Raw genomic sequence first — 16515 nt, forward strand, 5'->3', positions numbered from 1 at the left:
CTCGAAGTCTTCAAGCCTTTAGGGTGATCGCCTTGAACGGCAAGTCGTAGTCGGTCGCCGGAAGCGAGAAGTTCTCTGCGCGCGGATTGTGAGCCCACAGCCGCTGGCTGACGACAAGCGGACAGATGGCGGTGTTGTCGTGCAGCCAATCGTAGAGGGCCTGCATCTTCAGGTCGCGTTCGGCGCCACTCGCGTCAAGCGCAGCCTTGACCACGCCATCGAGCGCGTCCGAGACATAAATCTTGCCGTCAGGCCCGCTGTCTGCCGTCGAGACGAAGGCATTGCCAAGGGTCCCGTGAGGGTCATAGGGAGCGCCATAGGTGGTGAAGAAAGCGAGATCATAGTCGAAGGCGGGGCGCCGTTCATGCATGGTGGCATTGTCGACCGAGGAGACTTGGACCTGGAAACCGACCTCGGACAATTGACCCTGGATCATTTCGGCGATGCGCCGCGATCCCGGCAGGGACTCTTCGGAAACCAGAAAGTCGATGGTCAGAGGAGAGCCAGCCTTGGTCCAGGCGCCGCCGCTCTCTGCCCAGCCCCCGTCGGCAAGTATCTTCTTGGCCGCCGCCACGTCATGCACCGGCACGTCATGCCGCTTGCCCGACGACGGCACGTTCGCCGGGAACAGATCGGCGGCCGGGTCGGCAAAGCCCTCGAACAGGACCTTGGCGATCGCCGCCCGGTCGACCGATGCATAGACGGCATCGCGAACGGCCTTGTCGGCGATGATCTTCGACTTCGGCGAATAGCCGAGCAGCATTGTCGCGGTGCCCGGCTCGGCAACAACCTTCATGCCGTCGCTTTCCAGCGCACGGGCGCGGCGCGGCGATAGCGTCGCCACCCAGTCGCCACCGATGACATCGAGGTCGCCTGAGCGGAGGCCGTTGGCACGAGCGAGTTCATCGGGAACCACCTTCAATTCCATGCGGCTGAAAAGCGGCTTTTCGCCCCAGTATTTGTCGTTGCGAACGAGGCTGGTGCCGCTCGAATCGTATTTTTCGACGATCCATGGACCGGTTCCGATCGGCGCCGTCTGCTTGCCATCCTTGTCGACTGCCTTGGGCGACAGGAAACGAACTGGGCGGACGATGGTGAGTTCGAGGAGTGCGGCCGGCACCGGTCGCTTCAGCTTGACCGTCAGCTTGTTCGGCCCATCGGTGACGATGCTGTCGTACGCATCGGAGACGCCAATCCAGGAGAAGTCGCTCACCCCCATCCATCGCTTGAGGTTCCATTCGGCTGCGGTGGAATCGAACGGCGTGCCGTCGCTGAAGGTCACGCCTTCACGCAGATCGAAAGCGATCGAAAGCTGATCGTCGGCAATGGTCCATTTGGTGGCAAGTCCCGGCTCAAGCGCGCCGTTCTGGCCGTAGTGGATCAGCGCATCGAAGACGATGGTGTAGGTGCTCAGCGTTGAAACATTCTGCAGCAGGTCGAGATCGCCGGTCTCCGCGGCGATGGCAATCTTCAGCGTGTCGTTGGTTTCGGAAAAGGCGGTGCGTGGCAGCGCAGCGGCGAAGGCAAGGCCGGCGGTGGAAACAAGGAAATTGCGGCGGTCGAGAGTGATCATTTCAGTTCCCCATTTTTGATTGATTGGTAGCGATTGTACACATGCATTCCCATTTGTATAGACATATTCGGCGCCAATCCAAGTTGGCGCACAGCGCTGCGCTTGGCAAAGGAAAGCGCCATCCTGCGTAATGTCGCGGTGCCGGCGCGGGTCTCGACAAGCGCTAAGTCCAGCTCAGCGTCATCGCCGTCAGCGCGAGGTAGCGGCCGACCTTCGCGATCGTGACGATCGCAAGGAAGCTCCAGAATGGCTCCCGCAGCGCCCCCGCCACGACCGTCAGCGGATCGCCGACGAGAGGCAGCCAGCTCAACAGCAGCGACCATCGTCCATAGCGCTGATACCATCGCGTCGCGCGTGTCAACGCGGAGGGCTTTACCGGGAACCATTTGCGGTTGCGAAAGCGATCGATCCCCCGGCCGAGCCACCAGTTGACGATCGAGCCGAGCACATTGCCTGCGCCTGCGAAAGCGATGAGCAGAGCCGGAGCATGGCTTCCTGTCAGGAGCAGTCCCGCAAGGGCTGCTTCCGATTGCATCGGCAGAATGGTCGCCGCGGCAAACGCGGTCAGGAAAAGACCGCCATAGATGGCGAGCTCGCCAGGCATTTCGAGCTCTCAGCTTGCCTTGGGCCATTTCGGGTGCCGATCGTCGACGACGTAGCCATGCGAATGCTCATAGCCCGCTTCCGACCATACTGCGTCGCCGATGTGCCGGTCGTCCTCAGGCAGATCGACATGCGTATGTACAAGCACGTCGGGATCGTGTTTCGGCCATAGCCAGATCGCGGCAAGCAGGGCCGCGGCGCCTATGACGCCGAGCAGAATGAAGGTGAAGGGCAATCCCATCGCGGCACCGACGCGGCCGGCAATGGGATAGGTGATCAGCCAGCAGGCATGCGAAAGCGCGAATTGGGCCGCAAACAGAGCGGGCCGGTCGACGGCATCGGCAGAACGCCTGATCAATCGGCCCGAAGGCGTCTGCGCCAGCGAATAGCCGAGCCCGAGCACGAACCAGAGCGGCAGCAGCAGATAGTAGCTGCCGGCGAGCGGTCCCACCAGCACGCCCGCGACCAGGATCGCGGCGCCCGAGAGCATCGCAACCCGGTCCGGGACGTTCTCCAGCAGCCGCGGCAGGGCAAGCGCTGCAATCATCGATCCGCCGCCGAACGCTGCGAGCGCCAGCGCCGTGTCGCTTTGTGAGAGGCCGAACTGCGCCTGCACCAGGACGACCGTGTTGACGATCACCATCGCGCTTGCCGCCGCGACGGCAACGTTAAGGGCCAGCAGCCCGCGCAATCGCGGCGTCGCCAGATAGATGCGGATTCCGCGCGTCGTGCGTTTATAGATGCCGCGCGGCTCCGAGGCTTGCGGGCTGGGCAGCACCACGGAGACGACCAGCGCCGCGGACGCCAGGAAGCCGACAACCGTACCGGCGAACAGGCTGTGGAAGCTGATGACGGAAAGCAGCGCCGCCGCCAGCATGGGACTGACGACGCTTTCCAGGTCGTAGGCCAGTCGCGACAGCGACAGGGCTCGCGTGTAGTCCTTCTCCTCGGGCAGCACGTCAGGAATAGAGGCCTGGAAGGCCGGAGTGAAGCCTGCCGACGCCGACTGCAGGACGAAGATGAGAAGATATACCTGCCAGACTTCGGTGACGAAGGGCAGGAACACCGCGACTGCTGCCCGGATGAGGTCGAGCGAAACCAACATGGTGCGGCGTGGCAGGCGCTCTGCGAACGCAGCGGCGACAGGCGCCACGCCGACATAGGCGATCATCTTGATAGCGAGCGCCGTGCCGAGCACCGCGCCTGCATCGGCGCCGGCAAGATCATAGGCCAGCAGCCCGAGTGCTACGGTGGCAAGGCCAGTGCCGATCAGGGCGATGACCTGGGCCAGGAAGAGATGACGGTAAGTGCGATTGGCCAGGACCTGAAGCATATTTGTCTTCTTGCAGCGGATGACGGTTCGTCGAGAACTGGCGCGAACGGCCTGCCTGTCTCAGTGATGGTGACCTTCCGGCTCGACCATCTTGAACGGCAGCACCTGCTCGCGACCCTTCGCGGCCAGGATCAACCTCGCCTGGAACTCATGCGGCTCGGCAGGGGCGACGGTGCTCTCAAGGCGGTGATGGTTGTCGCCGACAGGTTCGAGGCGAAGCGTCTCCGGCCCGCCGGGGCGGTCTATGATCACCGTCGCTGCCAGATCGTCGGCATGCCGATCGATGGTCAGCCGCATCCGCTCGCCGGCCGGTGTGTCGACGATTTCCAATGTCCCTGCAGCCAGCTCGCATACGACCTTGAACGGCTCCGGTGCATGATGATGAGCATGAGAGGTTTCCCCCCGCTTGGCGGTCGAACCGGCTGAGCTTTCGAGGCGGACATTCGCCTCCGCCAACGCCGGCAAGTGGGCGAACAGTTCCTCCTTAAGGGCTTCGCTGACGCCCAGTACGTCTTTGGCCGTCGCCGCATCCGGAACACTGATGGCGACGTCGGCATGTAGGCGATGGCCGATCCAGCGCGCCTGCACACTTCCAAGGCGCTCGATGCCGGACACATGTTCGGCGGCATGATGGATTTCGTCGATGATGCCGGGCTCCACACCATCGAGCATGCGCGTCAACACGGCTTTCGACGACTGCCAGACGATGGCGAAGATCGCCGCGGTGATCAGCAGTCCGATGATCGGATCGGCAAGCGGAAAGCCCAGCCAGACGCCGATAGCGCCCAGCACGACCGCCAGGCTGGTAAAGCCGTCGGTGCGGGCATGGTAGCCGTCCGCGATCAGCGCCGCGCTGTTGATCTCTCGTCCGACGCGGATGCGAAATACGGCGACCGCTTCATTGCCGATGAAGCCTATGAGGCCGGCGATGGCGACCCAGCCAAGAAATGCGATGGGACGCGGATTGATCAGCCTGTCGATCGCCTCATAGCCTGCGACGATGGCGCTGAAAAGAATGATGAGAACGATGACGATCCCGGCCAGATCCTCGACGCGGCCCAGGCCGTAGGTGAACGCCTTGCTCGGTTTGCGGCGGACCAGCATGAAGGCGATCCACAGCGGGACGGCGGTGACCGCGTCGCCGATATTGTGGATGGTGTCGGCCAGCAGCGCCACGCTGCCGGAGAGGAACACGACCACAAGCTGGAGCGCTGCCGTGACGGCCAGAACGACGAATGACCATTTGATTGCCCAGATGCCGCGCGTCGTCGTGGCGATCGTCGGATCGATGACGCCGTGGGTGTGGCCATGGCCGCCATCACCATCACCATGATCATGTCCATGGCCGCCGAAGCCCTGCGTCATCGGACCGAAGCCGAACCAGTCGCGTATCTTATCCATTATGGTGTTCTCTCACAGGTACTTGGTGATATCCTTGAACTCGTCGATCGAGCGGCGCTGCTCGCGCGCCAGCGGCCCGACGACGTCTTCAAGGCAATGGTTGAGATGATCCTGGATCAGGGTCTTCTTGGCTTGCGCGATGGCCCTCTCGACAGCATGGAGCTGCTGGGCAAGATCGAGGCAGGGCCGGCCCGCTTCGATCATTTCGATGACGCCCTTGAGATGTCCGCCAGCCCGCTTCAGGCGCTTGACGATATCGGGATGGGTTTCGTGGGTATGAGGCTGCTTGCTCATCTCTTGATACTATCCTCTTGGAGGGGATACAACAAGCCTCAAAGAGGCCTCGATTCCGGTGCAGTCAACAACCATTCGTTAGGATTTTGGAGAATAATCGCCGTTCATGCCGAATCGGATCCACAGCACAGTTTTTTGTCTGGTCATCGCTTTAGCGATGATGTTCGGCGTGCTGCGTCCTTTCGGCTATTCGACCTCACACGATCCGATCGCGATTGCCACCGCGGTTGAACGTCACGGCGGAGCCGCCGCGCAGATCGAAGATCATGACCACGCACACGATGACGGCGTTGCCGACGAGCAGAGCGCTGGCCATTTTCACGGGCACAATGCGGCCGACCACTCGCACGAGACGGCGAGCACGCCAGCCGACTTCGCACCGACCGTTCCACAGGTCGAACGGGGCTGGCTGAATTACCCGCCGACTTCCGTCGATCCGGGCACGACATTCCGGCTCGAGCGACCGCCGAGACCATTCCTCGCCGCATGATCGCGGCCGCTCGCGCGGCCACCCTCAACGACGAAGATTGGAAATTTTATGCAAGAACCCTTCGACCGGGGCCACTGGCGACCCGCCCTGCCCCTGCTTATCGCTCTGCTGACCCTGCCGCTGCTCGCCGGGGCAGCCTTTGCCCATGCCGTCGCCGCCGGCGACAAGGGCTACATCCAGGAAATCTCGGGCATCAACGTGTTGCCCTTCATCTATCTCGGCGCCAAGCACATGGTGACCGGATACGACCACATCCTGTTCCTGTTCGGGGTAATCTTCTTCCTCTACCGGATGAAGCATATCGGCATCTATGTCAGCCTGTTTGCGCTCGGCCACTCCACGACCATGCTGCTTGGCGTCTACTTCAACGTCGGCATCAACAGCTACATCATCGACGCGATCATCGGCCTTTCCGTGGTCTACAAGGCGCTCGACAATATGGGCTCTTTCCAGCGATGGCTCGGCTTCCAGCCGAACACCAAGATCGCGACGCTGGTCTTCGGCTTCTTCCATGGTTTCGGCCTGTCGACGAAGATCATCGAATACAACATCTCGCCGGACGGCCTGGTGCCCAACCTTTTGGCCTTCAATGTCGGCGTCGAGATCGGGCAGCTCTTGGCTCTTGGCGCCATCCTGATCGTGATGGGCTACTGGCGCCGGACACGAAGCTTCTGGCGCCACGCCTATACCGCAAACGTCATCATGATGACGGCTGGTTTCCTGCTGATCGGATATCAGCTCACCGGCCTGTTCGTCGCCGCATAAGGAACCGAATCATGTACAACACCGACCTTCCCAGCCGCGCCGATTTGCCGACGTCAGCGCAGCTCAAGCGCTCCACCTTCATTGCCGCGCTGACGGCGTTCGCCTTGCTCATCACGGTCGTCATGCCGTCCGAGTATGCGATCGACCCGACTGGAGCAGGCAGATTGCTCGGCCTCACCAGAATGGGCGAAATCAAGACACAGCTGGCAGCCGAGGCGGCAGCCGACGAAATGGCCAGCGCGAAGGCACCAACCGAGCGGATGACGCAAATGGTCCCTCCGGCCGAATTGATGGCGCGCATGGACCGAATTGAAAACCTCCTCGTCGCTCTGACCGCCGAACGGCCTGCTTTGCAGCCGTCGCCAACTGGGGAGGCGGTATCCCAAGACAATGTGACAGTTGGAGAGATCGCTCCTGCCGAGGCTCCGGCCATTGCTACAACGCCTGCCACCGAAGCAACCTCGGAAGCCCCGATCCAGCCAGATGGAAGGCAAGACGAGCTATCCTTCACGTTGGCGCCAGGCCAGGGTGCCGAAGTCAAGCTCGTGATGCGGCAGGGCGCCAAGGCAAACTTTTCCTGGACAGCTGACGGTGGCGTGGTGAACTTCGAGACGCACGGCGATGGCGGCGGTCAGTCCGTCAGCTATGAAAAGGGTCGCAGCGTTCCAGCTGACGAAGGTGCCATTGAAGCCGCCTTCGATGGAAATCACGGTTGGTTCTGGCGCAACCGCGGTGGCAGCGACGTGACCCTGACGATCCAGACTGAAGGCGACTACATCGACATCAAGCGTATGATCTAGCGCATACAGGGTCGCCCGGCGCCACTTCGAGCGTCGGGCGTCACCTATCCGTCTGTTCCACCGACGAGCGCAGATGCACGTCGAAGCTTTGCGCCGCGAGGAAGACACGGCTGACCTTCAGGTAAACGGGTCTTGATCCACCGCTCGATCTGGTTCACGGCATTTCAGCCCGACGTGATCTGCCAAACGGCTACGCCGGCAAGCGCCAAGCCGGCAGCGCCCTCAATGGCTCGGGAAATGGCATCGAACAGGCGTGGCCGGCTATCGAAAAAATGCACCAGACGTTCACGAAACAGGATCGACAGCACCGCAACGCAAGACAGCGTCAGCGCCACGCCGGCCATCATGGTGATTGCGAAAAGAATGCCGGCGACCGGAACGCCTCTGGATATCGCAAAGGTCATCACGAAAAGCGTCAGCGGGCATGGGATCAGGCCGGCCATGACGCCGACGGCCTCGCCCTCATGCTTGTGGTGATGGCCGTGGCTCAATGCGCGCCAGAGCATCCAAATGCCGATCAGGCCAAGCAGGCCCCGACTGACGTCTTCCAGCAGCGGGGCGCGGCCAACACTGCCCAGGGCAATCGATACCAACGGCAACGAGAGCGCCGCGATCAGCACGGCAATCGTTACATGCGTGAAGGAGAGTGTCAGCGACACCAGAAGCCCACGCCGGACGCTGGCGTCCGATCCTGCCAGATAGGTGGCCAGGACAGCCTTGCTATGGCCCGGCGTCAGCGCATGCGCCGCACCGAACAGAATGCCCATGGGCAGAAAGGCCGTGAACGCCAGCCAACCGCCGCCGGCCGCAAGCAGTTTGATCTGCTCGGCCAGCGCCAGGTAGATCGTGCGTTGGAACTCGACCAGCGTCTGGAACATGGCCATCGAACCGGCTCCGGGTCAGCCGCACGTCAATTCGAGGCGCGTCGCGAAAATCTTGCCGAGATCGGTCCCCGTCGGATCACTGAAGAACGCGTCTGTCAGGCTCTTCTGGTTCTGCGCGATGGCCGTGTCCGGATCTGGACGGACGACGGAACGTGAGCAGCCTTGCGGCAGACCGGCCACCGCAATCTTGTCGTCGTCGGTAAAATCGATTGCCGTGTAGAAGGTCGGATCGTAGACACCGATACTGACTTTTCCAGCAAGGGCCAACGGGTCCTTCGGCTGCGTTTCGAACTGGACGACGAGTTGATCGTTTTCATAGCTGACGCTGAACTTCGGCGGTGGCGCCATCGTCACGTCCTTGCCGTTCAAGGTCACCATCTGAAAGTAGTTGTACTCGGCCAACGACGCATGGACGGTGAGAGCGACTTCATCGAGTTCCTTGGCATCAAGGACAAGGTCGGAATTCTTGTCGAATTCCATCAGCACAGTGCTGGAAAAGAGGTCGTCGAAACGCCAGAGATGCCGAAGCGACTTGAGCGTTCTGTCTGGACCGACGGTCAGGTCCAGCGTCGCTTCGGCAAACACATGCGGATGGGCGTTCGCTGCCGCGGCGGAAGCGAGCAACAGCGCCGCGCCTGATACCATGCCTGTCAGTTGCATTTTTCGCTCACATTTCGCTCGTCGATTCCGCATCAGACAGGACACCTGCCATTGCAAGCAGGCCGAAATGGGACGGGCCAAAGCCCAACCTTGATCGATCAGGGCTGTGTTGCTTCATTTAAGGAGGCAGCTACCCAAGGTCGCCCTTCAGCCAATGTTTGAGCATGATCACCGCGATACCAGCAAGGATTGCCACCACTATCATCCAGATGATCTTTTGCCGATCGCTCAATTTGCTGCTCCAGATCGATTCAGAGCATTCCTATCGCGAGTTCCTTGCAAACGCAAAAAGCCCCGCGTCCCGTGCAGATAACACCAGCTGATCCGCCCTAGTCGTCGGCGATCGAGCTTGCAATGACCGTGTTCGATGTGATCCGGGACCTCGGGAACGTCAAATGGACAAGCTGCTTGCGATTGCCGGCTGTCAATATGTAGAGTTTGGAAACTTGCATTCCGTTTCTGTCCTCGCCGATTGTTTCGGCATCCGTCCGGGCGAAGAAACGCTCCTTGAATGGGGCGCGGTCGACATCGAATAGCTTTATGGAGCAAGTTTGTACGTCGTCACCGGTCGCCTCGCAGCCCTGGAAGGCGTCTACGTCATCGACGGGGGCAAGTGCTGCGTCGCCGGACAACGGAGTCCATCCGCGTCTCCTGGCCGCAGCGACGGTTCGTTCGAAGTCAGGTCCATGGGCAAGACAAATACCGTGAAAAGCTTCCAACGCCAGATCGACATTATCGGCACGCACCAGCGGCGATCTCAGGCATATAGCAGCGAGCGCCGGGATAAAGAGGGGCTTCGATATCAGCACACCGCAGGGTCAAAAAATGGACCCTCTGGCACGTTAGTCAAGAGTGCCATTTAGCGGGCCCAGCGGCTGCGACGAGATCGACCTCCATCCGACTGTCGGCGGCTGCGCCGTCGCCCCGTAGTATCATTCGCCAGTTATTCTCCGACGCGGTCCGCATTGAAGACCCGCGGTAGCCGTCGAACTTGTGCGTCCATCCCTCGGCCCTCGGGAGGCTTCTCCACCAGGGTGGGGATCAAAGGAGCGATGAACGCTGGCCGGCTGGTGCTGGCAGTTACTCGTTTACGCATGGAATCGTGTCTAGGTGGCAGGCATATATCCGCGCTCCACACGTCCCGACGTTGGTTGAGATCGGCAGCCAGACCGGCCAGCCACTCTGTGCGCCAGGCGGATAGAGGTGAGTGTCGATCGCGAATTGCAGAAACGTTGCCAGCGGATAATTGCAAAGTCAGCGCGTCACGCGTACGGATCCATAAGCCCCAGCGCGCTTACATCCATAAGCACCCCAAACCCGATGATCTGCTCCAGCGCAACGTTGCGAGATAATGTGCCCAAGCTTTTGGCCGGTTCGGACTTCATGCGGCTGACCAGGGCGTATCGGTTGTAGACCGCCAAACTGACCATCGCGACGAATAGGCTGATCTTGAACAGGAGAATTCGACCGTAGCTGTTGCGCGGATCGGGGAACGAGCCAAGCACGAGCCAAGTGTTCATGGCGCCCGTCAAAAAAATGAGCGCAACCGCCACCATACCAAAGCGGGAGAAGCGCCACAGGACGGTTTCCACGCCTGCGACTTCGGATGGATGCCGCTGTGCTGCCGCGACAAGCAGGCCGAGGGGCAGGAGGCCACCTATCCACGCCCCGGCACTTGCAACATGGAGAGCTTGAGTCAGTGAGCCTAGAAGGCCCAACGCCGCCGCGTGGCCCTGCCAACCCTCGCAGGTCAGTAGCAAGAAAGCCGGCCCGACGATCAATTCGGGCCGCCCCGAGAAACTGATCACCAGGAGCAGGAGAACGAGCGAAAGGCGAACAAACCAAACAGTTCCGAAGTCGCTTTCCATGAGGACGCCGCGCAAGGTGTCAACCATACCCTCGCGTCCGGAGAGCCCGGCCGTAAAGCACAGCAGCCAAATTGCCGCGAAGATTGCGGCCGCAAGTGCGAGGGCAGGATTGATGTTACGGGGTAGAGGCGCAAGCGCGGGAGCCGCGGTTCTGCCTAGCGCATAGAAAGGGAAGAGTGCCGACCCGAATAGAATCATCACTGAGAGGAAGTAGACCCACCGGGCGAAGGCCAGAGTGCCATCAACGTCCATTTCTACGGTCTGACTTCAAATTTGAAATTGCCCTTCACCTTGTGCCCGTCTGCTGACAGCGCGTGCCAATCAACTTGATAAACACCCGGCGCAAGGGACCTTGATACAGGTGCCACCATGTCCTTATCGCGCACCGCGATCTCCGTGGTGATCTTCGCACCATCCGGCCCCGAAAGATCGATGCCCGAGAATCGAGCCTCAATGGGTTCGCTAAAGCGCAGTCGAATCTCAGTGGGCGGAGCGGCAATGGTGCTATTGATCTCTGGAGTAGCCTCGACCAATCGAGCATGCGCAAGCGCCTGGCCGGATAATGGCACGCTCCACAGCGCAAGTGTGGCGATCATTCGGATAGTCCGGTTCAACGCGAACTCCTCCCGCGACGACGGTCATCAAAGACTATGCACTTCCTGACGAATATACGAATATTTGGTATTGCAGGGCCGCCACTGTTCGAGCTGTCACGAAACTTTCCATTTGCCGGAAAAGTGATGAGAGATCAGGCCAACCCGCTACCGACCGCCGAGACTCTCGATTGAAGGTCACGGACGCCGCAAGCGTTTGTAATTATCAGGACAAGCGCGGGCGAAACAAGCGTTGGCGCCCGCGTGACTCCATTTCAGCTACTTAACCGGGATCATGAGATGTGCGTATGGAGTGCCCGGCCACATCACATAGGGCTTGGATGTGTCAGGCTTGGGGTCCGTCGGATAGCCCTGCATCATGTCCATTGCGTTGACGATCATCACATGCGGGCCGGTCTCTATCCAATTGTTGCCTTCCTCGGGCTTCGTCGCATAGGGATCGGTGTTGCTGCCATCGGTACCGCCGGACAGCATGTACATGAAGCCGACCTTGCCCTTGGGCGGTTCCTTCTTTTCCATCCATGCCATCGCCCATTCCATCGCGTTGGCATCGCCGCACATTGGGTCCGGGCCGGGCGTGGACGGGCTGTCCGGCATGCACCAGAAGCCGTTCTTGCCCTCGCGCAGGGTGCGCATGGCGCCCTTTTCATCCGCGGCGTAGACCGCAGCGCCGCTTGCCACGGCAGGGGGTGCAGCAGATTCAGCGCTCTTGATCATCGCAGCGTCGTCGGCGGCTGCGCCTTGCATCGTAACCAAACTGCCTGCCGCCAAAAGGGCAGCGACCGTCAGAAGCCGTTTCATGGCCGTTCTCCGGTTTGAGTTGATCTTGTGCATGATGTCCGACGCACGGCTTTCCAGAGCCGTTTGTCGGTGATCAAACAGTAGCAGATTACATGCCTCCGGACAATTTATGTTTTAGCGCGCCTTCTAATGTCTTTGCAGTGGGCGTGCTATTAAACGGGGGCCTTCAAATCGGTCACGAAACTCTTGAGGGTTCACTAACCAGATGGTGCTGTTCAGCGAGTGGCCAAATTTGCGCGGTTTCCCAGCAACCTTGCTTGCGTCGTCAAATCGCCACCTGCCCTAACGCTAGATTAGCCCGCGCATCGTCAGTTCAGCCTTCAGATAGGCATAATAGATCGGCGCGGCGACAAGACCCGGCATACCGAACCAAGCTTCCATGAAAACCATCGCCAGAAGAAGCTCCCAGGCACGCGCATTGATCCGCGAACCGATGATCTTGGCGTTTACGAAGTATTCGAGCTTGTGAATGATGATGAGAAAAGCAAGCGAGCCGAGCGCTGCAAGGAAGGAGATGCTGAGGCTGACAACCACGATCACCGTGTTGGAGATCAGATTGCCGATGACCGGCAGAAGGCCAGCGACGAAAGTCAGCGCTATCATTGTCCTGATGAATGGCAGATCGATGCCGAAGGACGGCAGAACAGCGACGAGATAGATCGCCGTCAGAAACGTATTCAACGCCGAAATCCGGATTTGCGAGAACACGATGTTGCGAAAGGCCTTGCTCAGAATGTTGACACGATCCGCGAGCGCGACCGCCAGTGGGCCGGGCTCGCGCGATGGCGCCGCCGAGCTCACCGCGATCAAGCCGCCGATCACCATGCCGACGACAATGTGGACCACCAGGACGCCAACATCCCGCCCAACGAGTTGAAGCTGGCCGGCATGTTCGCGGAGCCACCGGGCCGCGAAGACTTCCAGTTCCTCGATGTTTGATGGAAAATAGGCCATCGCCCAGGATGGGAGATGGACGCGCGCGGTATCGATGATCTCGGCCATCTTCTTGAGGAGCGTCACGACGTTCTCCGAACCGCCAGTCAATTGCGACATGCCGCTAAAGATAGCGGCGGCTACCAGGAGCGTGAAGATCAATGCCACCAAGGTCAGCGCAAGGCTTTTCGTCAGGCTGTTGGAGACGCCGATTCGATGGAGCATCGGTGCGGCGAAATGAACGATGTTGAACACGAGAAGGCCCGAAAGCAGTGCCGGAAGCAGTCCGAGTTCGAGAACGGCGACGAGCGCTATAAGCGCAAGCAGGCACGACGCGAGATAGAACCATGAGAAAGTCAGCACTTTTCACCTGCAGAAGCAGCCAAGTCCTCTCCGGGTTTCATTAGCTTTGATACCCGGTGATGCGCAAGCGAACACGCCTTCGACACGTGTGTAAGGCTAACCGCCTCGCAGATCCCATGCTTGCGCGCCAGGTCGCCCGCTTTTGCCCCGCCTCATGCTCACGCAGGACCGCGATGATCAGCTCTTGCGTAAACCGCATTCTCTTCATCAGTCCGCCCTTAAATCGAGGCCGGACTTTAATCTCAGATGGAGGAAATTACCGATGGCAGGTCAGCCGCTCGAGGATGTTTATGCCGGTTGGCAAGAATGATCCTCTTCGTAGTGAAGCCGAAGTTCATTCCGCCGCGAAGACCATCAGATCCTCGAAGGGGAACTCGACATAGTATTGGCCGGACGGAAGGGCGTCCCGGGAATAGGTCCGGATTGTCAGGTCATTGCTTTCGAAAATGACTTCATGCCGATCGCCAAGGAAAAGGCTCTCGACGCAGGTCATGGCGATACGTCCAGGCCCGTCCTCCCCGGACCACGTCACCCGCTCAAGCCGGACGAGTGCGGTGACTTTGGCGCCGACGGTCAGCTCCTGCTGGGCGCTGCCCACAAGATGGATGCCGTTGGCGACAATTTCCGCACGGTTGCCGTTGATGGCGGTGACCACGCCGTCAAGGCGATTGCTGGCACCCATGAACTCTGCTGCAAACAGGCTCTTCGGCTTGTTGTAGATTTGCTTGGGCGTTCCGTCCTGTTCGATCTGGCCGCCGTTGAGCAGCAGGATGCGGTCGGCGAGCGCCATCGCTTCCACCTGATCATGGGTGACGCACAGCGCCGATAGCCCGAGATTGGTGATAAGGCGGCGCAGCCAGATCCGCGCTTCTTCGCGTAGCTTGGCGTCCAGATTTGACAGCGGCTCATCGAGCAGAATCACGTTCGGCTCATAGACCAGCGCACGGGCCAGCGCCACGCGCTGCTGCTGTCCGCCGGAGAGCTGATGCGGATAGCGCTCGCCCAGTTTGCCGAGGCCGATGCTGTCCAAAGCCTTCTGGACGCGGCTCGCAACATCTGCCTGGGACACTTTGCGCAGCTTCAGGGGATAACCCACATTCTCGGACACCGTCCGATGCGGCCACAGCGCATAGGACTGGAATACCAGCCCGAGACCGCGCGTTTCCGGCGCCAGATTGATGTTCTGCCCGGCATCGAAAAGCGGCTTGTCACCGAGCAGTATCTTGCCGCTGTTGGGTGTCTCCAGACCGGCGACCGCTCGCAAGAGCGTCGTCTTGCCGGACCCGGACGCGCCGAGCAAGGCGACGATCTGACCCGGTTCGACCGAAAAGGACACACCTTTCAGGATCTCGAGGGTGCCGTAACTGAGGCGCAGGCCGTCTATGATGATATCAGTCATTGAGGCGGACTCCAAAGCGCATTGCGAGGGCAAGACCGGTCACGATGATGACGGTGTTGATGACGGCGAGAGCGGAAACCAGATCGATCGCGCCGGTGCCCCAAAGGGAAACCATGAGCGAGCCGATCACTTCGGTTCCCGGTCCGAGCAGATAGACGCCCGTCGAATATTCACGGGCGAAGATCAGGAAGATCAACAGCCAGGCTGAGAACATGCCGCCGCGGATGAGCGGCAGCGTGATGTCCCTGGCGACCCGGCCCTCGCTGGCGCCAACTGACCGGCCGGCTTCCTCGAGCTCCTTGCCGATCTGCAGGAGCGTTCCGGAAATCAGCCGCATGCCATAGGCGAACCACACAATGGTATAGGCGAGCCATACCGAGATCATCGTGGCACGCAGGGGTGCGATCGGCTTGAAGAAGAGAAATATCCACAGCATGGCAAGGCCAGCCACAATGCCCGGCATCGCCCGCGGTATCATGGCCACGTAATCGACGACTTTGGTCAGGGGTGCGTTCGAGCGGTGACCGGCGAGTGCCACGGCAGTATAGGCCGCGATCGAAGCCGCGCCGCCGACCACCGCGACGCCGACCGTGTTGAGAATGGCGCTGATGACATTCGGATAGTCAGCGAGATCGCGATAGTGATCCAACGTCAGCACCTGGAAGATATTCACCCCGACGCCCCAGCTTGTCACCAGTGAACGAATTGCGACGCCGCCCACCGGTATGATCACGGTGGCCGCGAACCAGGCCACCACAAGCGCGAAGGCCGGCCAGCGAAGAGCGCCCAGCCGGATGGGGTTGTGCCGACTGCCCTTGCCTTTGACAGACACATAGCGGCTGGCGTTGCGCAGCATGTAGCGCTGCAGCACCACCAGCGGCAGCGCGATCATGATGATCGCCACCACCACTACGGCCATCAACTGGTAGGAAGGAACACCGAGCTTGTTGGTGAGCTTGTAGAGATAGGTGGCGAGAACCAGCACGCCTTCCGGATCGCCAAGCACCAGCGGCAGGCCGAAAAGTTCGAAACCGAGGAAGAACACCAGAACCGCCGCATAGAGCACCACCGGCATCACCATGGGCAGCGACACACTGGCGGCGACGCGCCAAGGGCCAGCGCCGGCGGTGCGTGCCGCCTCTTCGAGGTCGGCGCCAACGTTGCGGAGCGCCGCCGATGCATAGAGATAGACATGTGGGACATGGGTGAGCCCGGCAATGATCGCGATCGATGTCACCGAATAGACATTCCAGGGCACGTAGCCGATCATCGACTTGACCGCCAGCGAGACGAAGCCGACTGGTCCCAGTGTCATCACATAGCCGAAGGCCAGCACCACCGCCGACATGAAAACCGGGATCAGGATGATCGGCTCCAGCCAGCGCTTGCCCGGCACGTCGGTGCGCACGATGATGAACGCCAGCAGGATTCCCACCGGAACTGCGATCACCGTCATGCCCACCGCGAGCTTGAGCGAAGTCGTCAGCGCTAGCCAGAAATCCGCGTCCGCGAGGATGAAGCTGTAGGCGTTCAGCGACAGATGCGCGGTTTTCTGGAAGAAAGGCGCGGACAGAAAACTCTGATAAATGATCAGGGTGACCGGTGCCAGCACCACCAGGATGGCGAGGAGGTTGGTGCTGACACGAAAGACACGGAAGGGCATGATCGCCTCGAACAAAGCCGGGGGCCGTCCGCTAGCAAGAGCGCAAGCGCGCCGTTCCGATGATTCTTAAT

At 60.5% G+C, this 16515-nt stretch carries 17 protein-coding genes; 4 read left to right on the forward strand and 13 right to left on the reverse strand.

The features are described 5' to 3' along the window. Window positions 1–10: 10 nt before the first annotated feature. The 5 genes from NKI29_RS26030 to NKI29_RS26050 form a co-directional block, all read right to left on the reverse strand. Entirely contained in the window at window positions 11–1573 is a 1563-nt protein-coding gene (locus NKI29_RS26030; RefSeq protein WP_352797725.1) for an ABC transporter substrate-binding protein, read from the reverse strand. Between the two features lie 163 nt (window positions 1574–1736). Then, window positions 1737–2177 (reverse strand): YqaA family protein, encoded by a 441-nt coding sequence (locus NKI29_RS26035; RefSeq protein WP_352623815.1) that lies wholly within the window; start codon window positions 2175–2177, stop codon window positions 1737–1739. 9 nt (window positions 2178–2186) lie between these two features. Then, complete coding sequence (locus tag NKI29_RS26040; RefSeq protein ID WP_352797727.1) at window positions 2187–3509, reverse strand: MFS transporter; 1323 nt, start codon at window positions 3507–3509, stop codon at window positions 2187–2189. A gap of 60 nt (window positions 3510–3569) precedes the next feature. Next, window positions 3570–4913, reverse strand: coding sequence for a cation diffusion facilitator family transporter (locus NKI29_RS26045; protein ID WP_352797773.1), 1344 nt, complete (start codon window positions 4911–4913; stop codon window positions 3570–3572). Window positions 4914–4922: 9 nt separating this feature from the next. Next, window positions 4923–5204, reverse strand: coding sequence for a metal-sensing transcriptional repressor (locus NKI29_RS26050; protein WP_352693716.1), 282 nt, complete (start codon window positions 5202–5204; stop codon window positions 4923–4925). Between the two features lie 106 nt (window positions 5205–5310). Here NKI29_RS26050 and NKI29_RS26055 point away from each other — a divergent pair, with 106 nt between their 5' ends. The 3 genes from NKI29_RS26055 to NKI29_RS26065 are packed head-to-tail and all read left to right on the forward strand — an operon-like array spanning window position 5311 to window position 7259. Next, the gene (locus tag NKI29_RS26055) at window positions 5311–5694 is read left to right on the forward strand and encodes a hypothetical protein (RefSeq protein ID WP_352797729.1); all 384 of its coding nucleotides are present in this window, start codon (window positions 5311–5313) and stop codon (window positions 5692–5694) included. 48 nt (window positions 5695–5742) lie between these two features. After that, window positions 5743–6459, forward strand: coding sequence for a HupE/UreJ family protein (locus NKI29_RS26060; protein WP_352797731.1), 717 nt, complete (start codon window positions 5743–5745; stop codon window positions 6457–6459). A gap of 11 nt (window positions 6460–6470) precedes the next feature. Further along, window positions 6471–7259, forward strand: coding sequence for a hypothetical protein (locus NKI29_RS26065; protein ID WP_352577931.1), 789 nt, complete (start codon window positions 6471–6473; stop codon window positions 7257–7259). Between the two features lie 164 nt (window positions 7260–7423). Here NKI29_RS26065 and NKI29_RS26070 read toward each other — a convergent pair whose 3' ends face one another. Both NKI29_RS26070 and NKI29_RS26075 read right to left on the reverse strand, forming a co-directional pair. Further along, on the reverse strand, window positions 7424–8137 hold the full coding sequence (locus NKI29_RS26070; RefSeq protein WP_352452073.1) for a HoxN/HupN/NixA family nickel/cobalt transporter: 714 nt from the start codon (window positions 8135–8137) through the stop codon (window positions 7424–7426). A gap of 21 nt (window positions 8138–8158) precedes the next feature. Beyond that, complete coding sequence (locus NKI29_RS26075) at window positions 8159–8803, reverse strand: DUF1007 family protein (RefSeq protein ID WP_502894645.1); 645 nt, start codon at window positions 8801–8803, stop codon at window positions 8159–8161. A gap of 395 nt (window positions 8804–9198) precedes the next feature. Here NKI29_RS26075 and NKI29_RS26080 point away from each other — a divergent pair, with 395 nt between their 5' ends. Continuing rightward, window positions 9199–9339, forward strand: coding sequence for a hypothetical protein (locus tag NKI29_RS26080; protein WP_352797733.1), 141 nt, complete (start codon window positions 9199–9201; stop codon window positions 9337–9339). A 726-nt stretch (window positions 9340–10065) separates the two neighbouring features. Here NKI29_RS26080 and copD read toward each other — a convergent pair. The 6 genes from copD to NKI29_RS26110 form a co-directional block, all read right to left on the reverse strand. Further along, the gene (copD, locus tag NKI29_RS26085) at window positions 10066–10923 is read right to left on the reverse strand and encodes a copper homeostasis membrane protein CopD (protein WP_352797736.1); all 858 of its coding nucleotides are present in this window, start codon (window positions 10921–10923) and stop codon (window positions 10066–10068) included. A gap of 2 nt (window positions 10924–10925) precedes the next feature. After that, window positions 10926–11267, reverse strand: coding sequence for a copper homeostasis periplasmic binding protein CopC (gene copC / locus NKI29_RS26090; RefSeq protein WP_352797738.1), 342 nt, complete (start codon window positions 11265–11267; stop codon window positions 10926–10928). Window positions 11268–11543: 276 nt separating this feature from the next. Beyond that, window positions 11544–12086 (reverse strand): hypothetical protein, encoded by a 543-nt coding sequence (locus NKI29_RS26095; protein WP_352452020.1) that lies wholly within the window; start codon window positions 12084–12086, stop codon window positions 11544–11546. Between the two features lie 288 nt (window positions 12087–12374). Then, complete coding sequence (locus tag NKI29_RS26100) at window positions 12375–13382, reverse strand: AI-2E family transporter (protein ID WP_352693726.1); 1008 nt, start codon at window positions 13380–13382, stop codon at window positions 12375–12377. A 334-nt stretch (window positions 13383–13716) separates the two neighbouring features. Next, window positions 13717–14781 (reverse strand): ABC transporter ATP-binding protein, encoded by a 1065-nt coding sequence (locus NKI29_RS26105; RefSeq protein ID WP_352508357.1) that lies wholly within the window; start codon window positions 14779–14781, stop codon window positions 13717–13719. Then, window positions 14774–16444 carry an ABC transporter permease gene (locus NKI29_RS26110; protein WP_352508356.1) on the reverse strand — a complete coding sequence of 557 codons (1671 nt, stop codon included), beginning with the start codon at window positions 16442–16444 and terminating at the stop codon, window positions 14774–14776. Before NKI29_RS26110 ends, NKI29_RS26105 begins: the two co-directional genes overlap by 8 nt. Window positions 16445–16515: the final 71 nt, after the last annotated feature.

The organism is Mesorhizobium sp. M0678, assembly GCF_040320505.1.
Classification (GTDB): domain Bacteria; phylum Pseudomonadota; class Alphaproteobacteria; order Rhizobiales; family Rhizobiaceae; genus Mesorhizobium.

What these genes read in the sequence shown, in the direction of transcription:
- NKI29_RS26030 (WP_352797725.1), bottom strand. Translation starts at nt 1,573, where the DNA reads ATGATCACTCTCGACCGCCGCAATTTCCTTGTTTCCACCGCCGGCCTT.
- NKI29_RS26035 (WP_352623815.1), bottom strand. Translation starts at nt 2,177, where the DNA reads ATGCCTGGCGAGCTCGCCATCTATGGCGGTCTTTTCCTGACCGCGTTT.
- NKI29_RS26040 (WP_352797727.1), bottom strand. Translation starts at nt 3,509, where the DNA reads ATGCTTCAGGTCCTGGCCAATCGCACTTACCGTCATCTCTTCCTGGCC.
- NKI29_RS26050 (WP_352693716.1), bottom strand. Translation starts at nt 5,204, where the DNA reads ATGAGCAAGCAGCCTCATACCCACGAAACCCATCCCGATATCGTCAAG.
- NKI29_RS26055 (WP_352797729.1), top strand. Translation starts at nt 5,311, where the DNA reads ATGCCGAATCGGATCCACAGCACAGTTTTTTGTCTGGTCATCGCTTTA.
- NKI29_RS26060 (WP_352797731.1), top strand. Translation starts at nt 5,743, where the DNA reads ATGCAAGAACCCTTCGACCGGGGCCACTGGCGACCCGCCCTGCCCCTG.
- NKI29_RS26065 (WP_352577931.1), top strand. Translation starts at nt 6,471, where the DNA reads ATGTACAACACCGACCTTCCCAGCCGCGCCGATTTGCCGACGTCAGCG.
- NKI29_RS26070 (WP_352452073.1), bottom strand. Translation starts at nt 8,137, where the DNA reads ATGTTCCAGACGCTGGTCGAGTTCCAACGCACGATCTACCTGGCGCTG.
- NKI29_RS26075 (WP_502894645.1), bottom strand. Translation starts at nt 8,803, where the DNA reads ATGCAACTGACAGGCATGGTATCAGGCGCGGCGCTGTTGCTCGCTTCC.
- NKI29_RS26080 (WP_352797733.1), top strand. Translation starts at nt 9,199, where the DNA reads ATGGACAAGCTGCTTGCGATTGCCGGCTGTCAATATGTAGAGTTTGGA.
- copD (WP_352797736.1), bottom strand. Translation starts at nt 10,923, where the DNA reads ATGGACGTTGATGGCACTCTGGCCTTCGCCCGGTGGGTCTACTTCCTC.
- copC (WP_352797738.1), bottom strand. Translation starts at nt 11,267, where the DNA reads ATGATCGCCACACTTGCGCTGTGGAGCGTGCCATTATCCGGCCAGGCG.
- NKI29_RS26095 (WP_352452020.1), bottom strand. Translation starts at nt 12,086, where the DNA reads ATGAAACGGCTTCTGACGGTCGCTGCCCTTTTGGCGGCAGGCAGTTTG.
- NKI29_RS26105 (WP_352508357.1), bottom strand. Translation starts at nt 14,781, where the DNA reads ATGACTGATATCATCATAGACGGCCTGCGCCTCAGTTACGGCACCCTC.
- NKI29_RS26110 (WP_352508356.1), bottom strand. Translation starts at nt 16,444, where the DNA reads ATGCCCTTCCGTGTCTTTCGTGTCAGCACCAACCTCCTCGCCATCCTG.